At 41.7% G+C, this 18331-nt stretch carries 17 protein-coding genes; 15 read left to right on the top strand and 2 right to left on the bottom strand.

Annotated elements, in window-relative coordinates; genetic code table 11:
- Positions 1 to 12: 12 nt before the first annotated feature.
- Both FC60_RS03670 and FC60_RS03665 read left to right on the top strand, forming a co-directional pair.
- Positions 13 to 972: a thymidylate synthase gene (locus FC60_RS03670; protein ID WP_056937128.1), complete on the top strand. Its 960-nt coding sequence runs from the start codon at positions 13 to 15 to the stop codon at positions 970 to 972.
- A gap of 9 nt (positions 973 to 981) precedes the next feature.
- The gene (locus FC60_RS03665) at positions 982 to 1476 is read left to right on the top strand and encodes a dihydrofolate reductase (RefSeq protein ID WP_056937127.1); all 495 of its coding nucleotides are present in this window, start codon (positions 982 to 984) and stop codon (positions 1474 to 1476) included.
- On the opposite strand, the gene trhA is transcribed toward FC60_RS03665, so the two are convergent.
- Positions 1473 to 2120: a PAQR family membrane homeostasis protein TrhA gene (trhA, locus tag FC60_RS03660; protein WP_056937126.1), complete on the bottom strand. Its 648-nt coding sequence runs from the start codon at positions 2118 to 2120 to the stop codon at positions 1473 to 1475. The two genes, FC60_RS03665 and trhA, sit on opposite strands and share 4 nt — an antisense overlap.
- A 132-nt stretch (positions 2121 to 2252) precedes the next feature.
- Here trhA and FC60_RS03655 point away from each other — a divergent pair, with 132 nt between their 5' ends.
- The 11 genes from FC60_RS03655 to FC60_RS03605 all read left to right on the top strand — a co-directional run bounded on the left by FC60_RS03655 (position 2253) and on the right by FC60_RS03605 (position 12879).
- The gene (locus FC60_RS03655) at positions 2253 to 3095 is read left to right on the top strand and encodes a DegV family protein (protein WP_056937125.1); all 843 of its coding nucleotides are present in this window, start codon (positions 2253 to 2255) and stop codon (positions 3093 to 3095) included.
- A gap of 61 nt (positions 3096 to 3156) precedes the next feature.
- Positions 3157 to 4065 (top strand): SGNH/GDSL hydrolase family protein, encoded by a 909-nt coding sequence (locus tag FC60_RS03650; protein ID WP_056937124.1) that lies wholly within the window; start codon positions 3157 to 3159, stop codon positions 4063 to 4065.
- A gap of 5 nt (positions 4066 to 4070) precedes the next feature.
- On the top strand, positions 4071 to 4658 hold the full coding sequence (locus FC60_RS03645) for a YpmS family protein (RefSeq protein ID WP_056937123.1): 588 nt from the start codon (positions 4071 to 4073) through the stop codon (positions 4656 to 4658).
- Positions 4659 to 4667: 9 nt separating this feature from the next.
- A complete protein-coding gene (locus FC60_RS03640) occupies positions 4668 to 4892 on the top strand; it encodes a YozE family protein (protein WP_056937122.1) in 225 nt (74 codons plus the stop codon).
- A gap of 12 nt (positions 4893 to 4904) precedes the next feature.
- Complete coding sequence (ylqF, locus tag FC60_RS03635; protein ID WP_056937121.1) at positions 4905 to 5777, top strand: ribosome biogenesis GTPase YlqF; 873 nt, start codon at positions 4905 to 4907, stop codon at positions 5775 to 5777.
- Positions 5770 to 6543, top strand: coding sequence for a ribonuclease HII (locus FC60_RS03630; protein WP_056937120.1), 774 nt, complete (start codon positions 5770 to 5772; stop codon positions 6541 to 6543). Before ylqF ends, FC60_RS03630 begins: the two co-directional genes overlap by 8 nt.
- A 51-nt stretch (positions 6544 to 6594) precedes the next feature.
- Positions 6595 to 7446: a DNA-processing protein DprA gene (gene dprA, locus FC60_RS03625; RefSeq protein WP_056937119.1), complete on the top strand. Its 852-nt coding sequence runs from the start codon at positions 6595 to 6597 to the stop codon at positions 7444 to 7446.
- A 93-nt stretch (positions 7447 to 7539) separates the two neighbouring features.
- The gene (topA, locus tag FC60_RS03620; RefSeq protein WP_191978590.1) at positions 7540 to 9660 is read left to right on the top strand and encodes a type I DNA topoisomerase; all 2121 of its coding nucleotides are present in this window, start codon (positions 7540 to 7542) and stop codon (positions 9658 to 9660) included.
- A gap of 12 nt (positions 9661 to 9672) precedes the next feature.
- Positions 9673 to 10515, top strand: a complete 843-nt coding sequence (locus FC60_RS03615) for a tyrosine-type recombinase/integrase (protein WP_056937117.1) — start codon at positions 9673 to 9675, stop codon at positions 10513 to 10515.
- A 24-nt stretch (positions 10516 to 10539) separates the two neighbouring features.
- Positions 10540 to 11418 (top strand): aldose 1-epimerase family protein, encoded by an 879-nt coding sequence (locus FC60_RS03610; RefSeq protein ID WP_056937116.1) that lies wholly within the window; start codon positions 10540 to 10542, stop codon positions 11416 to 11418.
- Positions 11419 to 11541: 123 nt separating this feature from the next.
- On the top strand, positions 11542 to 12879 hold the full coding sequence (locus FC60_RS03605) for a replication-associated recombination protein A (protein WP_056937115.1): 1338 nt from the start codon (positions 11542 to 11544) through the stop codon (positions 12877 to 12879).
- A gap of 66 nt (positions 12880 to 12945) precedes the next feature.
- Here FC60_RS03605 and plsY read toward each other — a convergent pair whose 3' ends face one another.
- A complete protein-coding gene (gene plsY / locus FC60_RS03600) occupies positions 12946 to 13578 on the bottom strand; it encodes a glycerol-3-phosphate 1-O-acyltransferase PlsY (protein ID WP_056937114.1) in 633 nt (210 codons plus the stop codon).
- Positions 13579 to 13739: 161 nt separating this feature from the next.
- Between plsY and parE the strand changes: the two genes are divergently transcribed.
- Positions 13740 to 15749 carry a DNA topoisomerase IV subunit B gene (gene parE / locus FC60_RS03595; RefSeq protein ID WP_056937113.1) on the top strand — a complete coding sequence of 670 codons (2010 nt, stop codon included), beginning with the start codon at positions 13740 to 13742 and terminating at the stop codon, positions 15747 to 15749.
- A gap of 20 nt (positions 15750 to 15769) precedes the next feature.
- The gene (parC, locus tag FC60_RS03590) at positions 15770 to 18265 is read left to right on the top strand and encodes a DNA topoisomerase IV subunit A (protein WP_056937112.1); all 2496 of its coding nucleotides are present in this window, start codon (positions 15770 to 15772) and stop codon (positions 18263 to 18265) included.
- Positions 18266 to 18331: the final 66 nt, after the last annotated feature.

Here is an 18331-nt window from a genome sequence, read left to right as displayed (position 1 = left end):
AAGAGGATTCAAATGTCAATTAACGATAATGAACAACAATATTTAGATTTTGCACGCTATGTTTTGGAACACGGCGATGAAAAAGGTGATCGGACGGGGACGGGAACGCGGTCCGTTTTTGGGTATCAAATGCGCTTCGATTTACAGGCGGGTTTCCCTATTTTAACTACCAAAAAGGTGCCGTTTGGTCTAATTAAAAGTGAACTCTTATGGTTTTTACGTGGTGATACAAATATTCGTTTCTTACTTCAACACAAAAACCACATTTGGGACGAATGGGCATTCCAACGCTGGGTTGAAAGTGATGAGTATACGGGTCCAGATATGACGGACTTTGGGCGGCGGTCTTTAGTTGATGATGATTTTAATCAGGCCTACCAAGAACAAAAACGACAATTCTGTGAACGAATTTTAAATGATGATGAATTTAGTGCCAAATATGGTGATTTAGGATTAGTATACGGTAGTCAATGGCGGGCCTGGCAATCACCAGAGGGTCCGATTGATCAAATCCAAAATGTGATTGATCAAATTAAGACTAATCCTAATTCACGGCGTCTAATTGTCTCAGCTTGGAATCCGGCCGATGTACCTTCAATGGCCTTGCCACCTTGTCATACGATGTTCCAATTCTACGTCAACAATGGTAAATTGAGTTGCCAACTATATCAACGGAGTGCCGATATTTTCTTAGGGGTACCATTTAATATTGCTAGTTATGCTTTATTAACCCATATGATTGCTAATCAATGTGGCTTAGAGGTTGGGGAGTTCGTTCACACTTTTGGGGACGCTCATATTTACAGTAATCATATTGAACAAATCAAAGAACAACTCAGCCGACCAATGCATCAAGCACCACTGTTGATCTTACCGGATGAGGCTAAACCGGTTGATGAATATGAAATGAGTGATATTAAACTTGAAGGATACGAAGCCGAACCAGCTATTAAGGCTCCGGTAGCGGTTTAGGAGGATACGATGGCGGAGATTTCATTTGTATGGGCTCAAGATGAAGCAGGTTGGATTGGCAAGGATAATGCTTTACCGTGGCACCTACCGGCGGATCTAAAGCATTTTAAGGCGGTAACCATGGGTAAACCAATTGTGATGGGCTACAATACTTACCTATCGATTGGTCGTCCTCTGCCGCACCGTGAAAATATTGTGATCACGCATCGCGACCTTAAGCTACCAGGAGTGACAGTCTTACATTCAATTGATGAATTACAACAGGTCTTAGAAGATCGATTAGCTGATCAAGCCGTTGCCATTATTGGTGGGGCTGGCCTGTTTCAACAAACTTTGTCCCTAGTAAATGTTTTGGAGCGAACGGTCATCGAGGGAGATTTTCAAGGCGATAAAAAAATGCCCCTGATCAATTATGATCAGTGGACATTAACCAAACGTGAATCAGTCATCAGCAATGATCCAAAGATTCCTTCATGTCATTTTGAACACTGGGAAAAAGCTTAGACGTAAAATAGAATTGAAAAGTACATTAAAGCCGACCCAGCCATGACAAAGAAGTGCCAAATAAAATGAGTGTAGTCAGTTGGAAAGCTATATAGTAAGGCTCCCAGGGTATAAACAACCCCACCAGCAAAGAGTAAACCAAAACCAGCTGGACCTAAGCTATGCCACAAGGGCACTAAGGCAATGAGACACATCCAACCCATGATTACGTAGATCATGGTTGAGAGGTGGCTCTTTTTATTTAACCAAATACTTTTGTAGACGATTCCGGCAATCGCCATGGCCCAAATAATTCCGAAAAGCGTCCAGCCCAAGGCTCCCCGAATAGCGACCAGGCAATAAGGAGTGTATGAACCGGCGATCATCATATAAATCATGGAATGATCAAAAACCTGAAATACGTGTTTGGCTCGCGTGAAAATGAGCGAATGGAATAAAGTTGACGCTAAATAAAAGAGAACCATGATACTGCCATAGATAGCAAAAGTAGTGATCCGCATGGCGTTGTGTGCTTGCGGATGCAGGGCGGCATGCACGATTAAAACCACGAGACCAGCAATTGCTAAAGCGGCGCCCAGTCCATGGGTAATAGCATTACCAATTTCAATTAAGAGGGTTTTATAATGTCGTTTGGTAATCGTCATAAGAAACTCCTTTTTAGCGATGATTCATGAAAAATGGCGACGGCTTTGTTATAATATGAAAGTCGAAGTTAACCGTTCAGGTAAAATTAGCTTCATTATATATCAAATCGATTGAAAGAGTGAAATCAGACTATGGCAAACATTAAATTAGTAACGGATTCTTCTGCGGGCTTAACTGATGAGGAAATTAAAGAATACGACATTACGATTGTTCCTTTGAGCGTGATGATTGACGATCAAGTATACGTCGAACGTGAAGATATTACTAATGATGAATTCGTTGCCAAAATGGCAGAATCAGCTAATCTTCCGAAAACTTCGCAACCACCACTGGGGAAATTTGTGGAAGTCTTTGATCGGCTAGGCGCGGATGGCAGCCAAGTTTTATGTATTGATATGATGGCCAGTTTAAGTGGAACAGTTCATGCCGCCGAACAAGCGGCAACGATGACCGAGACAGACGTCACTGTGATTGACTCTTTGACTACTGATCGAGCCTTAGCTTATCAATTAATCGAAGCGGCAAAAGCCATTAAAGCCGGAGCAACTATGGAAGAAGCAGTCGCTAAGGCGCGGGAAACGGAAAAAAAGACGACCCTGTATTTAGCAATTGATAATGTTAAAAATTTGGTTGCTGGTGGACGAGTAAGTAAATTTGCGGGAACTTTATCCGGCGTTCTAAATATTAAGCCAATGCTTAAGGTAGGCAATGGGGAAATTGAGATTCCGGCAAAGGTGCGTGGGAATAAAGGAATGCACAAATTATGGTCGCAAATCGTGGCGGATATGGTTAAAGGTCCCGAAATTGTGGCGATTGGGATTTCTCACGTGGCTGCCGGCAAGGAAATGGAATGGTTAAAAGCCCAATTAAACGAAGCTTTTCCTGACATTCCAGTGCTAGTTAGGACTACGGTTCCAGTGATTGCTACCAATACAGGATTCGGGGCTAACTGTTTAATCTACTATACTAAATAATTAATGATTAGGCCTCCAGAGTTGTCACTTGGACTTTGGAGGTTTCTTATTGGATTGAAAAATGAAAAAAAGAATTTGGTTATTTTTGATAATTATTGCTCTCCTTCTGATTGGAGGAGGGGGCTACCACTATTGGCAACAGGAAGCTAGCCATAATAGTCCTAAGAAAGTTTTGAAATCTAAGGTTAAATTAGTCGCGATTGGTGATTCCTTAACCCAAGGAGTTGGTGATCAAAAGCAACAAGGTGGCTATGTAGGCATCATCAAGCAGTTACTGGCTAACCAGTACCATAACCAAGTCATCACTTATAATTATGGGAAGAGTGGGGATCGATCGGATCAAATCTTGCAACGCTTGCAGCATCAATCAGTCATTCAGCACAATTTAAAATCGGCGGACGTAATTGTGATGACCGTGGGCGGAAATGACTTATCCCAAGTCCTGTACGCTAAAGCGCCTGGAAAATCCGCTAACCAAGTTGAAACTGCGGTTCAAAAAGCCGGCATTAGTTATCGAAAGAAATTACGACAATTAATGCGCGCCATTCGCCAAGAAAATAAGACGGCTCCAATATTTGTGATTAGTATCTATAATCCTTACTATGTCTATTTCCCAAATGTCACCACTATGGAGAATTCTGTTACCATTTGGAATCATTACACCCAGGCAACCGTTCAAAAGTACCAACAGACTTATTTTGTAAACATTCAAAAGTTAATGTCTTATGGTCAATATACCAGTGCCAGTTCGCGATCCTCCTTAGTATCGCAAACGGAACAGGCTAATCAATCTTCTACCAAACAAAGTGATCTCATTCAGGTAATGAATACTTCGTCTAATTTAAACAACTATATTTCACCGTCAGATAATTACCATCCTAATTACCGTGGTTATACGAAAATGGCGCAGGCCTTGTTAAAGGTGATGAAGCAACATAATCAATTTGAATATCGAATTGTAAAGGAATAAAAGTAATGAAAAAGATTAAACCTTCTCTTTGGAAATGGTTGTTTATTGGTTTGTTAACCATTAATATTGCCGTAATTGGTACGGTTATCTATCAGGGAACAGCGCCTTTAACCAATGTGGTTGAGACTAAAGCCCCTAAGTCTAGTGACTCCTCATTAGAACTGGTGCTGAGCCGTAATCAAGTAAATACTTTATCCTCAAATTATCTCAACCAATTTTTAAAAGATAAAACGATAAAGTATCAATTTATTGTCGGTAAAAAATATGCATCTGTTATTGGGGTGACTAAATTTATGGGTGTTCAAGTAAAATTTGCCCTTAATTTTGTACCCGAAAAAACTAGTCAAGGAAACGTCATTTTACATGCGAAAAGCCTTTCGGTTGGTCAGTTAAAATTGCCAATGTCATACATCATGAGATATATTAAGAAAAATTATACATTGCCAGATTGGGTCAGTTTAAACCAAAAAAAGCGAACGATCTTGCTGGATCTAAACAAATATAGTCAAAAGAAAGCCATCAATTATCACGTGAATGAAATTAACATGGATCAGGGACAATTTAGAATTGGTCTGACCATCCCTAAAAAATAGGAGGACTTTATGTACCGGGAATCTTTTTATCAATTTTTAATGACCCAGCGAAATCCTAATCAACCTAATGAAATCGAGCAGTTTGCTAATGATGCCTTTTTTGATTGGGCCTTTCCTAAACAATCGCAAGACTTTGACGAAATCTCTAAGTATTTAGAAGAAAACGCGACTTATTTGTATTCGATGACGATTTTTGATGATGCTTGGCAGTTATATCTAGCGAAAATGAATTAGGAGGAAAGATAGATGGCAGTAATTCAATGGTTCCCCGGTCACATGGCAAAAGCCTTACGCCAGATTCGGGAACAAATGCCCTTAGTGGATTTAGTTTTTGAATTAGTCGACGCTCGAGTGCCATATTCGAGTCAAAACCCTGAAGTTGATTTAGCAGCTGGTGATAAACCACGTCTATTGATCATGACTAAAACCGATTTAGCTGATCCAGAAGTCACCAAAGAATGGTTAGCCTTTTTTAAAAACCAGGGTCAACCAGTTTTGGCATTGGATTCGCGGGAGCAACAAGTTGCTAAAAAAGTGACCAATGCGGCTAAAAAAGTGTTAGCTGATAAAATGGCTAATGAAGCTGCCAAGGGCATGCAAAAACGGGCGATTAAAGCGATGTGTGTGGGGGTACCAAATGTCGGGAAATCGACATTGCTCAATCATTTGGTACACAAAAATGTGGCCGCAACCGCCAACCGACCAGGGGTAACGACCGGACAGCAATGGCTACGCTCATCAGCTGAATTAGAGTTGTTAGATACTCCCGGAGTTCTTTGGCCAAAATTCGCGACGACCAAACAGGGGACGATGTTGGCCCTTTCAGGAGCTATTAAAGATAGCCTCTATCCCAAAGATGATGTCGCAATTTTTGCTTTAGATTATTTACGTCAACAGCGGCTAGTTGAATTAAAAACCCGCTATCGGTTAACGGATGTAGAAGTCGATGAGGCCGTGCCAACTCCCGAATTATTATTAACGATCACCCAAAAACTGGGAATGCGCGATGATTATGAGCGAGCAAGCGAACGGATCATTTTCGATATGCGCAAGGGCAAATTAGGTTCCTTTACGCTTGAAAGACCAGCTGACCTCAATGCGGAGGGGTTAAATGAATGATCGTCAATTAACGGTAAGTGATATTAAGAAGCGTCTACAAACTATTTCAAATTTAGAAGATCCATTTGTTTTAGCCCTTTGTAATGATCAGCGTAAAGGAGTCCAATCGGCTCTTAATCAATTAAAAAAACGGCTAGAAAAGCAAGCCCAGGCAAAAGTAGCTTTTCAGGCCCGCTTTAAATATGAACGTGAATTATGGTCACACGGGCATCAATGGGTAGCTGGGATTGATGAAGTTGGTCGTGGTCCACTTGCCGGGCCAGTCGTTACCTGTGCTGTCATTTTAAATGAAGACTTTAACCTGATTGGAGTAACGGATTCTAAACAGTTAACCCCACATGAACGCGAGCAGCTCTACTTACAGATAGTTGATCAAGCAGTTGAAGTCCGATTAGCAGTTAATTCAGCGACCGTCATTGATCAAATGAACATTTATGCGGCGACTCAAGATGCCATGTTGCATTGTGTTAATTCCTTACACCATCAACCAAGCCATTTAATTGTCGATGCCGTTCCACTAGACACATCAATTGGTCAGACGACCTTGATTAAAGGTGATCAAAAAAGTATTTCTGTGGCTGCAGCTAGTATTGTCGCTAAGGAATATCGGGATCACTTAATGGCCACCTATGATCGACTATATCCAGGCTATGACTTTAAGGATAATATGGGTTATGGGACAGCCAAACATTTGGCGGGTCTAGCTAAATTAGGTGCTAGTCCGATTCATCGGCGGACTTTTAATCCCGTGCCGAAATATTTATAAAGACAATCTGGAGTTTTAAAACCTGCGTACTTGATAGTATGGAGGTTATTTATGAAATTAAATGATTTTATTTTTCGACTTAGTCTGTGTGAACATCTGGGGGCAGTTAATCAACTTAAAATAATTCGGGCTAAAATTGCTAGCCCAGAGGCTGCATTAGCTACTTTGTTGAAGGCTGCTAGTATATCACTCCAACAAGGACAAGCTATTTTAAATCAATGGTCCTCACCAGAACTAGATCGGCGAGTGCGACTCAATCAAGCGGTACCACACATACTCATTACTGATGAAGCTTATCCGGCAGCCCTAAAGGAAAGTTATGGGGCGCCGACGGTCTTGTATTATCGCGGTAATCGGGAACTATTAACTACGCAGATGTTAGCAGTGGTGGGAGCACGTCAAATGTCCTCATACGGGCAAATGGTGATGGATCAATTACTACCCCCAGTTATTTATGCGGGAATTACGATTGTTAGCGGGTTAGCTCGGGGCGTTGATGGTTATAGCCATCATATTGCAATTGATCATGCCGGAAAGACGATTGCCGTCATTGGAACCGGGTTAGATCGGTTCTACCCACGGGAACATCGACAGTTAATGCGACAGATGATGCAATCGCAATTAGTATTAACGGAGTATCCATTAGGTACGCCGCCATTGGCGAGCCACTTCCCAGCTCGGAATCGGATCATCGCTGGCCTTTGTCAGAGTTGTTTAGTCGTGGAGGGGCGGCAACGAAGCGGAAGTTTAATTACGGCTAATTTAGCCTTACAGGAAAATCGCAATGTCCTAGCAGTTCCTGGAGCAATTAATCATGAATTATCGACCGGCTGTAATGAATTAATTGCCGAAGGAGCCAAACCAATCCTTAGGGCGCTTGATATTCTGGAAGAGTTTACATAGCTGTTTCTACTATTAATATTACGATTTGATTTGACAGATTGAAATGAACTTGTTAATAATAGTATGCATAAATTTATAGAGGAGTGCCTCAAATTGGCTACTAAAACAACAACGAAGAAATCAACAAAAAAGAAAACCACTCGGAAGGCTCCGCAAAAGAAATTAGTGATTGTAGAATCACCTTCAAAGGCGAAAACGATTGAAAAATACTTGGGACGTACTTACAAGGTCGTGGCCAGTGTTGGTCATGTACGTGATCTGCCAAAGAGTCGGATGGGGGTTGATATTGAAAATGATTATCAACCTGAATATATTTCAATTCGGGGAAAAGGTAGTGTCATCAAGGAATTAAAAAAGGATGCCAAAAATGCTAAAGCCGTTTATTTAGCATCCGATCCCGACCGGGAGGGGGAGGCAATTGCTTGGCATATTGCCACTCTCTTGAAAGATTCCAATGAAAATTTAAATCGCGTGACCTTTAATGAAATTACCAAGGACGCTGTTAAAGAATCATTTAATGAACCGCGACAAATTAATATGAACTTGGTTGATGCTCAACAAGCACGTCGGGTTCTTGATCGGTTGGTTGGGTATTCAATTAGTCCCATCCTTTGGAAAAAGGTCAAAAAAGGATTGAGTGCGGGGCGTGTCCAATCAGTGGCCTTAAACCTGATTATTAAACGCGAGAATGAAATTAATAATTTCAAACCCGAAGAATATTGGACTTTGGATGCTGAATTCAAAAAAGGTCGTGAAAAATTTGCGGCCAGTTTTTATGGCATTGATGGTCAGAAAACCAAATTACCTAATAATGAGGCGGTCCAACAGGTCTTGGGTCAATTAGATCGGAAGGCGCCATTTTTAATTGAAAATGTGGAACGTAAAGAACGGCGGCGCGCTCCGCAACCTCCTTATACGACTTCTACCTTACAACAAGACGCCAACCGTCGGTTAAATTTCCGGACACGGAAAACGATGATGGCAGCCCAACAGTTGTATGAAGGGATCAATATTGGTCAAGGTGCGGCAGTGGGGTTAATCACCTACATGCGGACGGATTCCACGCGGATTTCGGAATTAGCTAAACATCAAGCGGCCGAATTTATTCATGACCAATATGGGGCTGAATATGCGGCCACCAAACCTCGAAAAGGAAAATTACCGGAAGGGGCACAAGATGCCCACGAAGCCATCCGACCAACCTCAGTTTTGCGAACACCGGCTTCAATTAAGCAGTATTTAACTAATGACCAATATAAATTATATAACTTAATCTGGTGTCGCTTCGTCGCTAGTCAAATGACAGCGCAAGTGACCGACACCATGACGGTAACTATTACGCAAGGTCAAGTTAATTTCCGGGCTAATGGCTCAAAGGTTAAGTTCCCTGGTTTTACCAAGGTTTATAAACGGGGGGATGAAAAGGACAATTTGTTACCAGATCTTGCGGTGGGGGACCAGGTAACAATGGTGAAAGACGATCCGGCCCAACACTTTACGCAACCACCGGCCCGCTATACGGAAGCGGCCTTGGTTAAAGCCTTAGAAGAAAATGGGGTCGGACGCCCATCAACTTATGCGCCAACTTTAGATACAATTCAACGCCGCTACTATGTCCGTCTAGTATCTCGGCATTTTGAACCGACTGAATTAGGCGAAATCGTCGATACGATTATTTCGGAACAGTTCCCCGAAATTGTCAATGTAAAGTTTACGGCTGATGTTGAACAAAATTTAGATGCGGTGGAAGCAGGTAAAGAGAATTGGGTCAAAGTAATTGATGACTTTTACCAACCATTTGCTAAAGAAGTTGCTCAAGCTGAAGATCAAGTCGCTAAAATTGAGATGCGCGATGAATTAGCTGGACAGGATTGTGACATCTGTGGTGCTCCTATGGTTATTAAAATGGGGCGATATGGTAAGTTTTATGCTTGCTCTCGTTTCCCGAACTGTCGCAATACCAAAGCAATCGTGAAGGATACGGGGATTACTTGTCCCAAATGTGGTCAAGGAACCGTTGTGGAACGTAAGTCGAAACGGAACCGGACCTTTTACGGTTGTTCGCGTTACCCAGATTGTGATTTCGTATCATGGGACCGACCAATTGATCGTAAGTGTCCTAAAGACGGTCACTTCTTGGTCGAAAAGAAGGTCAAGGGCGGCAAACAAGTGGTTTGTCCGAATGGTGATTACCAAGAAGAAGTGCAAAAATAGGCGGTGAGACCAATGGCAACGAATCAACAGTTATTAGCGCAATTTTTAAATTCACTCGCGACTAGTAAGAGCCCATCAACCTTAAAAAACTATCGACTGGATTTACAAAAATTCGTTCATTTTATTGGATCCAAGCAAGTAACCAATCTTGATACGGTTGATATCCAAGCCTACTTTAACCACCTAACGAAGCAAAAGCGAGGTGCCGCAACCATGCAGCGGCACCTTTCTAGTTTACGGCAATTCTATAAATACTTGATTAAACAAGGCTTAGTTAGCAAGTCACCATTGATGGAGATTCAGTTAGCGCAACCTAAAACTTCTAACCAGGTGATTGCATTAAGTAAAGATCAGCAAGTGTCCTTGGTAAGATTAGTTAGCGATCAATTTAGCTGGCGAGAAATGATCATCATTCGTTTGCTAATGGAAGTAGGTTTAAAACCACAAGAGTTACTAAATTTAAAATGGGATGATTTTGATGTTAATAGTCGTACCTTACGAATTAAGTCAAACCAAAACGAACGGATTGTCCCCATTTCAAAAGATTTAGTTGAAATGCTGGTTGATGATAAACGTTTATCAAAATATGATATAATTATCACAAATCAATTTGGTGAACGGTTAAGTATCGATGGCCTTTATTATCTAATTCGACAAATCGAAGCGGTTTGGGATCATCCGTTAACAATGAGTCAATTAAGAGAAACGGCTCGACAAACTATTAGTAAAAATCACCCATCATTATCGGAACTACAGAATCAATTTGGCGATCGCAGTTCTATCACAACGATGAGGCATTTACCAATAACTGTTCAGCATTTGAAAGAGGATTACCAACGCTACTTTAGACGGTAATGGTAAAGAGAGAGAACAAGTTAGATGATCACAATTGAAAACAATCGTTTAAGCGTATCAATTAGCGAACTTGGGGCCCAATTACATAGTATCAAACGCCTTCCCGATCAAACTGAATATTTATGGCAAGGTTCACCTGATTCTTGGGAAAGACAGGCACCAGTCCTTTTTCCTTTTGTTGGCAAATTAAAGGACGATCAATACACATATCAAGGGCAAACCTACCATCAAAGTCAACACGGCTTTGCTCGTGATATGGTTTTTGCGGTCACTAAACAAAGTGACCATGCGGTGACTTTTCAATTAAAGGATAACGAAAAGACCCGTCAAGTCTATCCATTTGCCTTTGAACTTAATATTTCATATCGACTAATTGATGATCAATTATTAGTGAATTACCTAGTGGTCAATCCTAGTCAGGATCAAACTTTGATCTATGCACTTGGTGCCCATCCGGGCTTTAGGACGCCGTTAAGCGACTCTAGTCACTTTGAAGATGTTGAGATTTCTACCGAACCGGCCGAAGAATTAGATCGCTTTAAGTTAGTTGGTCCCTATAATGATCGTCAACACCCCTTTAAAATGGATATGCACCAACCCATCATGGCTAATCATGACTTATTTGATGAAGATGCCATTATTTTTGAAACGCATAGGGAACCCTTTGCTGTTAACTTAACTGACACGAAAACTCAGCATGGGGTTAAAGTATCAGTGATTGACACTCCCTTTGTTGGGGTTTGGTCTGCTTATCCGCAGTTGGGTAATTTTATTTGTATCGAACCTTGGTGGGGAGTAGCCGATGCTGTTGATGCTGATGGGCGCTTGGAAGATAAAGATGCCATGCATCGTCTAATACCACAGGACTCTGATACGTATTCCTTCTCAATTAAACCATTTTAATCGCGAAATAGTTTAGGCGCTCCATGGGATTGACCTGGAAATGATCGTTGATCCATTCGAGTTAACGTGACTTTGCAGGCCAACCGATGGAGCGTTTTATAAGCTTGAAAGGAGATGACCAGGATGGATCAAACTTCTCTATTCGACCAAGCAATGGACGAAAACGCCCCATTAGCCAGTCGTGTTCGCCCAAGGGACTTAGACCATTTTGTCGGTCAAGAGCATCTCGTGGGTCCCGGAAAATTCTTACGAGAAATGATTGAAAAAGATCAGTTATCCAGCATGATTTTCTGGGGACCGCCCGGAGTCGGCAAAACCACCTTAGCTGAAATTATCGCTCGCCAAACTAAATCCCACTTTGTAACCTTCAGTGCCGTGATGAATGGGATTAAAGAGATCCGTAAAATCATGCAAGCGGCGGAGAATGATCGTCAAGTGGGCATCAGAACCATTGTCTTTATTGATGAAATTCATCGTTTCAATAAGGCGCAACAAGATGCCTTTTTACCTTACGTTGAAAAGGGTAGCATTATTCTCATTGGTGCTACGACTGAAAATCCATCCTTTGAAATTAATTCTGCACTCTTATCGCGGACGCGAGTTTTCATGTTAAAGCCCCTGTCAGATCAGGATTTGATGAAGCTTTTACACCAGGTTTTAAGTGCCCCCCAGGCTTTTGGGGAGATCAAAGTATCAATTACGGATGGACTTTTACATGAGATCGCTATCTACTCCAATGGTGATGCCCGATCTGCCCTTAATACTCTGGAAATGTTAGTGATCAATAGTGATATGCATGATCACCAAGTGACAGTCGACCAAAATTTATTAGCGGAGTTAACGGATCATAAAACCCAATATTATGATAAAGATGGAGAAGAGCACTACAATATTATTTCTGCACTTCATAAATCTATGCGGAATAGTGATGTTGACTCGGCCATTTATTGGTTGAGTCGGATGCTAGATGGTGGTGAAGATCCCTTATACATCGCCCGGCGCTTAGTTCGATTTGCTAGTGAAGACATTGGTTTAGCCGACAATAATGCCCTCAATTTAGCGATTAATACTTTTCAAGCTTGTCAATTTTTAGGTTTGCCCGAATGTGATGTTCATTTAACTCAGTGTGTGATTTATTTGGCGCTTTCACCAAAATCAAACGCAAACTATCAAGCGCGGGTTGCCGTAAAAAAAGATATTAAACAAACTATCAACGAGCCAGTGCCGATGCAACTCCGCAATGGTACCACTAAGTTAATGCGTGAAATGGGATATGGGAAGGGTTATCAATTGGCCCATCACTATGCGGACAAGTTAACGACCATGCCAACGCGACCTGCATCAATTAATGATCATATTTATTACCAACCAACCGAACAGGGGAATGAAGGAAAAATTAAACAACGACTTGAATATATTAAGCGTTGGAAAGCTAGTCATGATACTAATTTCAAGTCATAAATAAAAAATAACCAAAAAAGCAATAAGGGTGGGAAGAAATGCTAATCAACGTTTCTTCCCACCCTCTTAATTTTTGGTATGTTTTTTTCTAAGATATTGACCTAAGCCAAAGGAGACCATCGATTCTTGACCATGGATAATTCGTTGAATGTTGGACCGGTGTAAATAATAGACCCCAATCGTAATAACAATTCCTAGTAAAGATAATATCCAGTCATGTTGAATTAGGGCAATAATTGTAATCGAAAGGACTACCACTAAGCTACCTACGCTGACCATACTAGTCAAGAGCAAAGTTATCGCAAAAATGACGACCCCAACCAAAAATAATAAAGGGTTATAAGCTAATAAGACCCCAGAACTCGTCGCAACCGCCTTTCCACCCTTAAAGTGGTCAAAGATTGAAAAGACGTGACCGACTGCTGCAAAAAAGCCAATAAATAAAGGATTAATCGGACTATGAAATAAATAAGGTAAACAAGTGGCCAATGATCCTTTTAAAACATCCATGATAAAAACAATAGTGCCGGCTTTATTACCTAAGATACGGAAGGTATTCGTGGTACCAATGTTTCCACTCCCATAACGCCGCAGATCTTTATGGTAAAAATAAAGACCAATCCATAAACCAGAGGGAATAGAGCCTAAGAGATAAGCGATTAAGATCATGACTAAAGTTAAAACCAGCTGAGACAACATTGTATCGATCCTTCCTTTCAATAACCTTTTCAGTTTATCACGAATCGCACTAGGATACTATCTTCTTGCCATACAAGTGTTTGCAAAATAGGCGGAATTTGGGTATCCTAAAGATTGTGACCCTAGAAATAGGGAATTCGTTTAAATTAGGGGGCAATAGTTTGGCTAATAAAACTACTGAATATGATGCATCCTCAATTAAAATTCTGGAAGGCTTAGAAGCGGTCCGGAAACGGCCAGGAATGTATATCGGTTCAACTGATACCCACGGCTTACACCACTTGGTATGGGAAATCGTGGATAATGCCGTTGATGAAGCACTTTCAGGTTTCGGAAATCATATTGAAGTCACTATTGAAAATGATAATTCGATCACCGTTCAAGATCATGGGCGAGGGATGCCAGTCGGAATGCATGCTAGTGGGAAACCCACGCCAGAAGTCATTATGACCGTTTTGCATGCGGGAGGAAAATTTGGCCAAGGTGGCTATAAAACTTCTGGGGGATTACACGGGGTCGGTGCCTCAGTTGTCAATGCCTTGTCGACCCATTTAACTTTAACCATTGTTCGTGACCATGTCCGTTATCAAGAAGAATTCGCCGATGGTGGTCATACGGTGGGAACGCTTAAAAAGTTAGGCAAAACTAAAGATGATAGTGGGACCACCGTTAATTTCAAACCCGATCCCGCGATTTTCAGCACGACCGTTTATGATTACAATACCTTAGCCCGGCGTCTTCGTGAATCTGCCTTTCTCTTAAAAGGCGTAACCATTACTTTAACTGATCAACGCGCTGGTCAAGAACAAAGGGATGTCTTTTACTATGAAAACGGGATTGAAGATTTCGTAGAATACCTGAATGAAGATAAAGATACGCTAGGAAAAGTATTATCTTTTAGTGGAAGTCAGGATGGCATTGAAGTTGAAGTCGCCGCTCAATATAATGACGGCTATTCTGAAAATGTCTTATCATTCGTTAATAATGTGCGAACTCCAGACGGGGGGACTCATGAAGCTGGTTTTCGTGCGGCCTGGACGAAAACCTTTAATGATTATGCGCGTAAGATGGACCTGCTAAAAGACAAGGACAAGAATTTAGAAGGAAGCGACGTGCGAGAAGGTTTAACGGCAGTCGTTTCCGTGCGTGTGCCTGAAAATGTCTTGCAGTTTGAAGGGCAAACGAAAGAAAAATTGGGGACTCCTGAAGCCCGCAAAATTGTGGATAGCATTGTGAGCGAACAATTAGGCTATGCTTTGATGGAAAATGGTGACTTTGCTCAAATGTTAATTCGCAAAGCCATTAAAGCCCGGCAAGCCCGAGAAGCGGCTCGCAAGGCCCGGGATTTAACACGTTCTGGTAAACGAAAGAGCCGACAGGAACGGAATTTATCTGGGAAATTGACCCCTGCTCAATCGAAGAATGCGGCCAAGAATGAATTATTCCTAGTCGAAGGGGATTCTGCCGGTGGATCGGCCAAGCAAGGTCGAGATCGAAAATTCCAGGCGATTTTGCCATTACGGGGAAAGGTCTTAAATACTGAAAAAGCTAAACTTGATGATGTCCTTAAAAATGAAGAACTCAATACCATCATTTATACCGTTGGCGCTGGTGTAGGTTCGGAATTTAATGTAGAAGATTCAAACTACGACAAAATCATCATTATGACAGATGCTGATGATGATGGGGCGCATATTCAAATTCTGCTATTGACCTTCTTTTATAAGTATATGCGACCTATGATCGAAGCTGGGAAAGTCTATATAGCCTTACCACCATTGTATAAATTACAAAAAGGCTCGGGCGCTAAGACAACCATTACCTATGCTTGGACCAATGAAGAATTAACCCAAGTTTCGAAACGCGTTGGGAAAGGGGCCAGTCTACAACGTTTTAAAGGCCTGGGTGAAATGAACGCGGACCAACTGTGGGAGACGACCATGAATCCAGAAACCCGCACTCTAATTCAAGTCCGAATTGAGGATGCTGAATTAGCTGAGAAACGTATTACCACCCTTATGGGTAACAAGGTAGAACCACGACGGGACTGGATTGATCATCATGTCCAATTTACGATGACTGATGATGAAGAATCAGATCAATTAGTTGATACCAAAGGACAAGCCCTACCTGAAGTTGAACCAACTATCAATACTTGGGATCAAGGATAAATTAAGAAAGGAGGATGACCATGCCTGATTCAAAAATTGAAGTCATGAATTTAGAGGCGATTATGGGTGATCGCTTCGGCCGGTATTCAAAATCAATCATTCAAGAGCGGGCCTTGCCAGACATCCGCGATGGCTTAAAGCCTGTCCAGCGTCGGATTTTGTTTGCCATGAATAAAGACGGCAATACCTACGACAAAGGTTTTCGAAAGTCTGCCAAGTCAGTCGGGAATGTCATGGGGAATTTCCACCCCCATGGGGATAGTTCCATCTATGAAGCCTTGGTTCGTATGAGTCAAGACTGGAAATTGCGCGCGCCCCTAATAGAAATGCATGGTAATAATGGGTCCATGGACGGAGATCCACCTGCTGCGATGCGGTATACTGAAGCCCGGCTGGCGCAAATTAGCGGGTTGATGTTAGCTGACATTGACAAAGAAACGGTTGAAATGACCTGGAACTTTGACGATACGGAGAAAGAACCCACGGTTTTACCGGCACGGATTCCCAATCTGTTTGTTAATGGGGCAACGGGGATTTCAGCAGGTTATGCAACCGAAATTCCGACTCACAATCTAGGCGAGATGATTGATGCTAGCATCTATTTGATTGACCACCCCAATGCTAGTCTGGATAAATTAATGGAATTTGTACCCGGACCTGATTTCCCGACTGGCGGGATTATCCAAGGGGTCAAAGAAATAAAAAAAGCCTACGAAACCGGCCGCGGTCGCGTGGTTGTTCGGGCCAAAACGGCCATTGAAGATTTGCGTGGTGGTCGTCAACAGATTACCGTTACCGAAATTCCATATGAGGTTAACAAGGCCCAATTAGTTAAGCGGATTAACGATTTACGAATCAATAAAAAAGTTGAAGGGATTGCAGATGCTCGTGATGAAACTGATCGTAACGGTTTAAGAATTGCGATTGAATTAAAACGGGGAGCGAATGCTACCGGAGTATTAAATTATCTCCTTAAAAATACCGACCTGCAGATTAACTATAATTTCAACATGGTAGCGATTGATGATCAACGACCAATGCGGGTGGGCTTAAAACACTATTTAGCATCTTACGTTGATTTTCAAAAAGAAATTGTTACTAAGCGGACCCGTTTCGATCTGAATAAGGCCCAAGCTCGCCTTCATATTGTGGAAGGTCTGATCAAAGCTTTATCCATTCTTGATCAGGTGATTAAGACGATTCGGGCTAGTAAGAATCGACGTGATGCCCAGGATAACTTAGTAAGTGCTTATCAATTTACGCAGCGACAAGCCGAAGCAATTGTTGCCTTACAACTTTATCGGTTAACCAATACGGATGTAACCGCCCTTGAAAATGAGCTAGCTAATCTTAACGAACGGATTGCAAAATTCAAACAAATCTTGCTTGATGATCATGAATTAGCCCTTGTAATTAAGCAAGAATTACGCGCAATCAAAAAATCATTTGATAGTCCTCGCCAGACGCAAATTGAAAGCGAGGTGCAAAAGCTGACTGTAGATACTAAGATTACGGTGGCTAATGAAGAGGTCATGGTTTTAGTTTCGCATGCTGGTTACATTAAACGGAGTAGTATGCGGTCCTTTAATGCTTCTGACTTTAGTGATAACGGTTTACGGGAAGATGATTATCCGCTTTTGGTAACGAAGACCTCGACCTTAAGTCACTTGTTCATGTTTACTAATCAGGGGAATGTGATTTACCGTCCCGTCCATGAAGTTATGGATGCCAAATGGAAAGAAACCGGTGAACATATTTCACAAACAATTGGTTTAGCCGACGATGAAGAAATTATTGCGGCTCTGGTTGTTGATCAACTCGAACAAGCCGGTTCAATCTTGATGGCTTCTAGTGATGGTCAGGTCAAACAATCAGCTTTTGCGGACTTCAAACCTGGTTCTCGATACAAATCTCGACCAACCTTAGCTTTCAAATTAAAATCCAGTGATGCTAGAGTCGTAGCAGTGCATTATTATGATCCACTAGGTCCTAAACAGTCCTTAGTAGCGATTTCTAAAGCCGGTTATGGGTTACGATTTGCCGTTGATGAACTTCCAGTTACTGGTCTCCGTACTTCTGGAGTAAGGGCCATTAATTTAAAAGATGATGATCAATTGGTTGATTTGGCCTTAGTCGAAGAAAGTGATCATTTGGCCCTGATTACGCAACGTGGGGCCTTTAAAGAGATGTTGGCTAGTGATTTGGAACTCGGTGCTCGGGCCCGTCGTGGTAACCTTATTTTGTATAAACTTAAGAAAAATCCACATGAAATCGCGGACTTTATCGGTCATGCTGCTGATTACCAAGGAGCCTTGGAAATCATTACTTCACGACCAGTCTTTCAAGATGTTTTAGTAGCTGACCATCATTTAGGAACAGCTAAATCAAATGGTACCTTTGTAATCGATACTGATACTCAAGGGGTTCCAGTTTTGATTCGGAAAAAAATCATCATCAGTCAACCTAACGATGATGAGCATGAAAATGATCAATCCGTTGAACAATTAACCTTATAGTTGTGTGGGCAAATCGACCTTGATCGTGATATGATAAGAATGTTAAATTAAAGCTTTCCAGGAGGA

It is taken from the genome of Limosilactobacillus gastricus DSM 16045 (assembly GCF_001434365.1).
GTDB classification, from domain to species: domain Bacteria; phylum Bacillota; class Bacilli; order Lactobacillales; family Lactobacillaceae; genus Limosilactobacillus; species Limosilactobacillus gastricus.
This window is presented reverse-complemented; position numbering and strand designations above follow the sequence as displayed.

Excerpts from the sequence above, each read along its gene's own strand:
- FC60_RS03645 (WP_056937123.1), top strand. The coding sequence starts at position 4,071 with ATGAAAAAGATTAAACCTTCTCTTTGGAAATGGTTGTTTATTGGTTTG.
- FC60_RS03630 (WP_056937120.1), top strand. The coding sequence starts at position 5,770 with ATGAATGATCGTCAATTAACGGTAAGTGATATTAAGAAGCGTCTACAA.
- trhA (WP_056937126.1), bottom strand. The coding sequence starts at position 2,120 with ATGACGATTACCAAACGACATTATAAAACCCTCTTAATTGAAATTGGT.
- FC60_RS03655 (WP_056937125.1), top strand. The coding sequence starts at position 2,253 with ATGGCAAACATTAAATTAGTAACGGATTCTTCTGCGGGCTTAACTGAT.
- FC60_RS03615 (WP_056937117.1), top strand. The coding sequence starts at position 9,673 with ATGGCAACGAATCAACAGTTATTAGCGCAATTTTTAAATTCACTCGCG.
- FC60_RS03605 (WP_056937115.1), top strand. The coding sequence starts at position 11,542 with ATGGATCAAACTTCTCTATTCGACCAAGCAATGGACGAAAACGCCCCA.
- FC60_RS03640 (WP_056937122.1), top strand. The coding sequence starts at position 4,668 with ATGTACCGGGAATCTTTTTATCAATTTTTAATGACCCAGCGAAATCCT.
- parC (WP_056937112.1), top strand. The coding sequence starts at position 15,770 with ATGCCTGATTCAAAAATTGAAGTCATGAATTTAGAGGCGATTATGGGT.
- plsY (WP_056937114.1), bottom strand. The coding sequence starts at position 13,578 with ATGTTGTCTCAGCTGGTTTTAACTTTAGTCATGATCTTAATCGCTTAT.
- ylqF (WP_056937121.1), top strand. The coding sequence starts at position 4,905 with ATGGCAGTAATTCAATGGTTCCCCGGTCACATGGCAAAAGCCTTACGC.
- FC60_RS03650 (WP_056937124.1), top strand. The coding sequence starts at position 3,157 with ATGAAAAAAAGAATTTGGTTATTTTTGATAATTATTGCTCTCCTTCTG.
- dprA (WP_056937119.1), top strand. The coding sequence starts at position 6,595 with ATGAAATTAAATGATTTTATTTTTCGACTTAGTCTGTGTGAACATCTG.
- FC60_RS03610 (WP_056937116.1), top strand. The coding sequence starts at position 10,540 with ATGATCACAATTGAAAACAATCGTTTAAGCGTATCAATTAGCGAACTT.
- FC60_RS03665 (WP_056937127.1), top strand. The coding sequence starts at position 982 with ATGGCGGAGATTTCATTTGTATGGGCTCAAGATGAAGCAGGTTGGATT.
- FC60_RS03670 (WP_056937128.1), top strand. The coding sequence starts at position 13 with ATGTCAATTAACGATAATGAACAACAATATTTAGATTTTGCACGCTAT.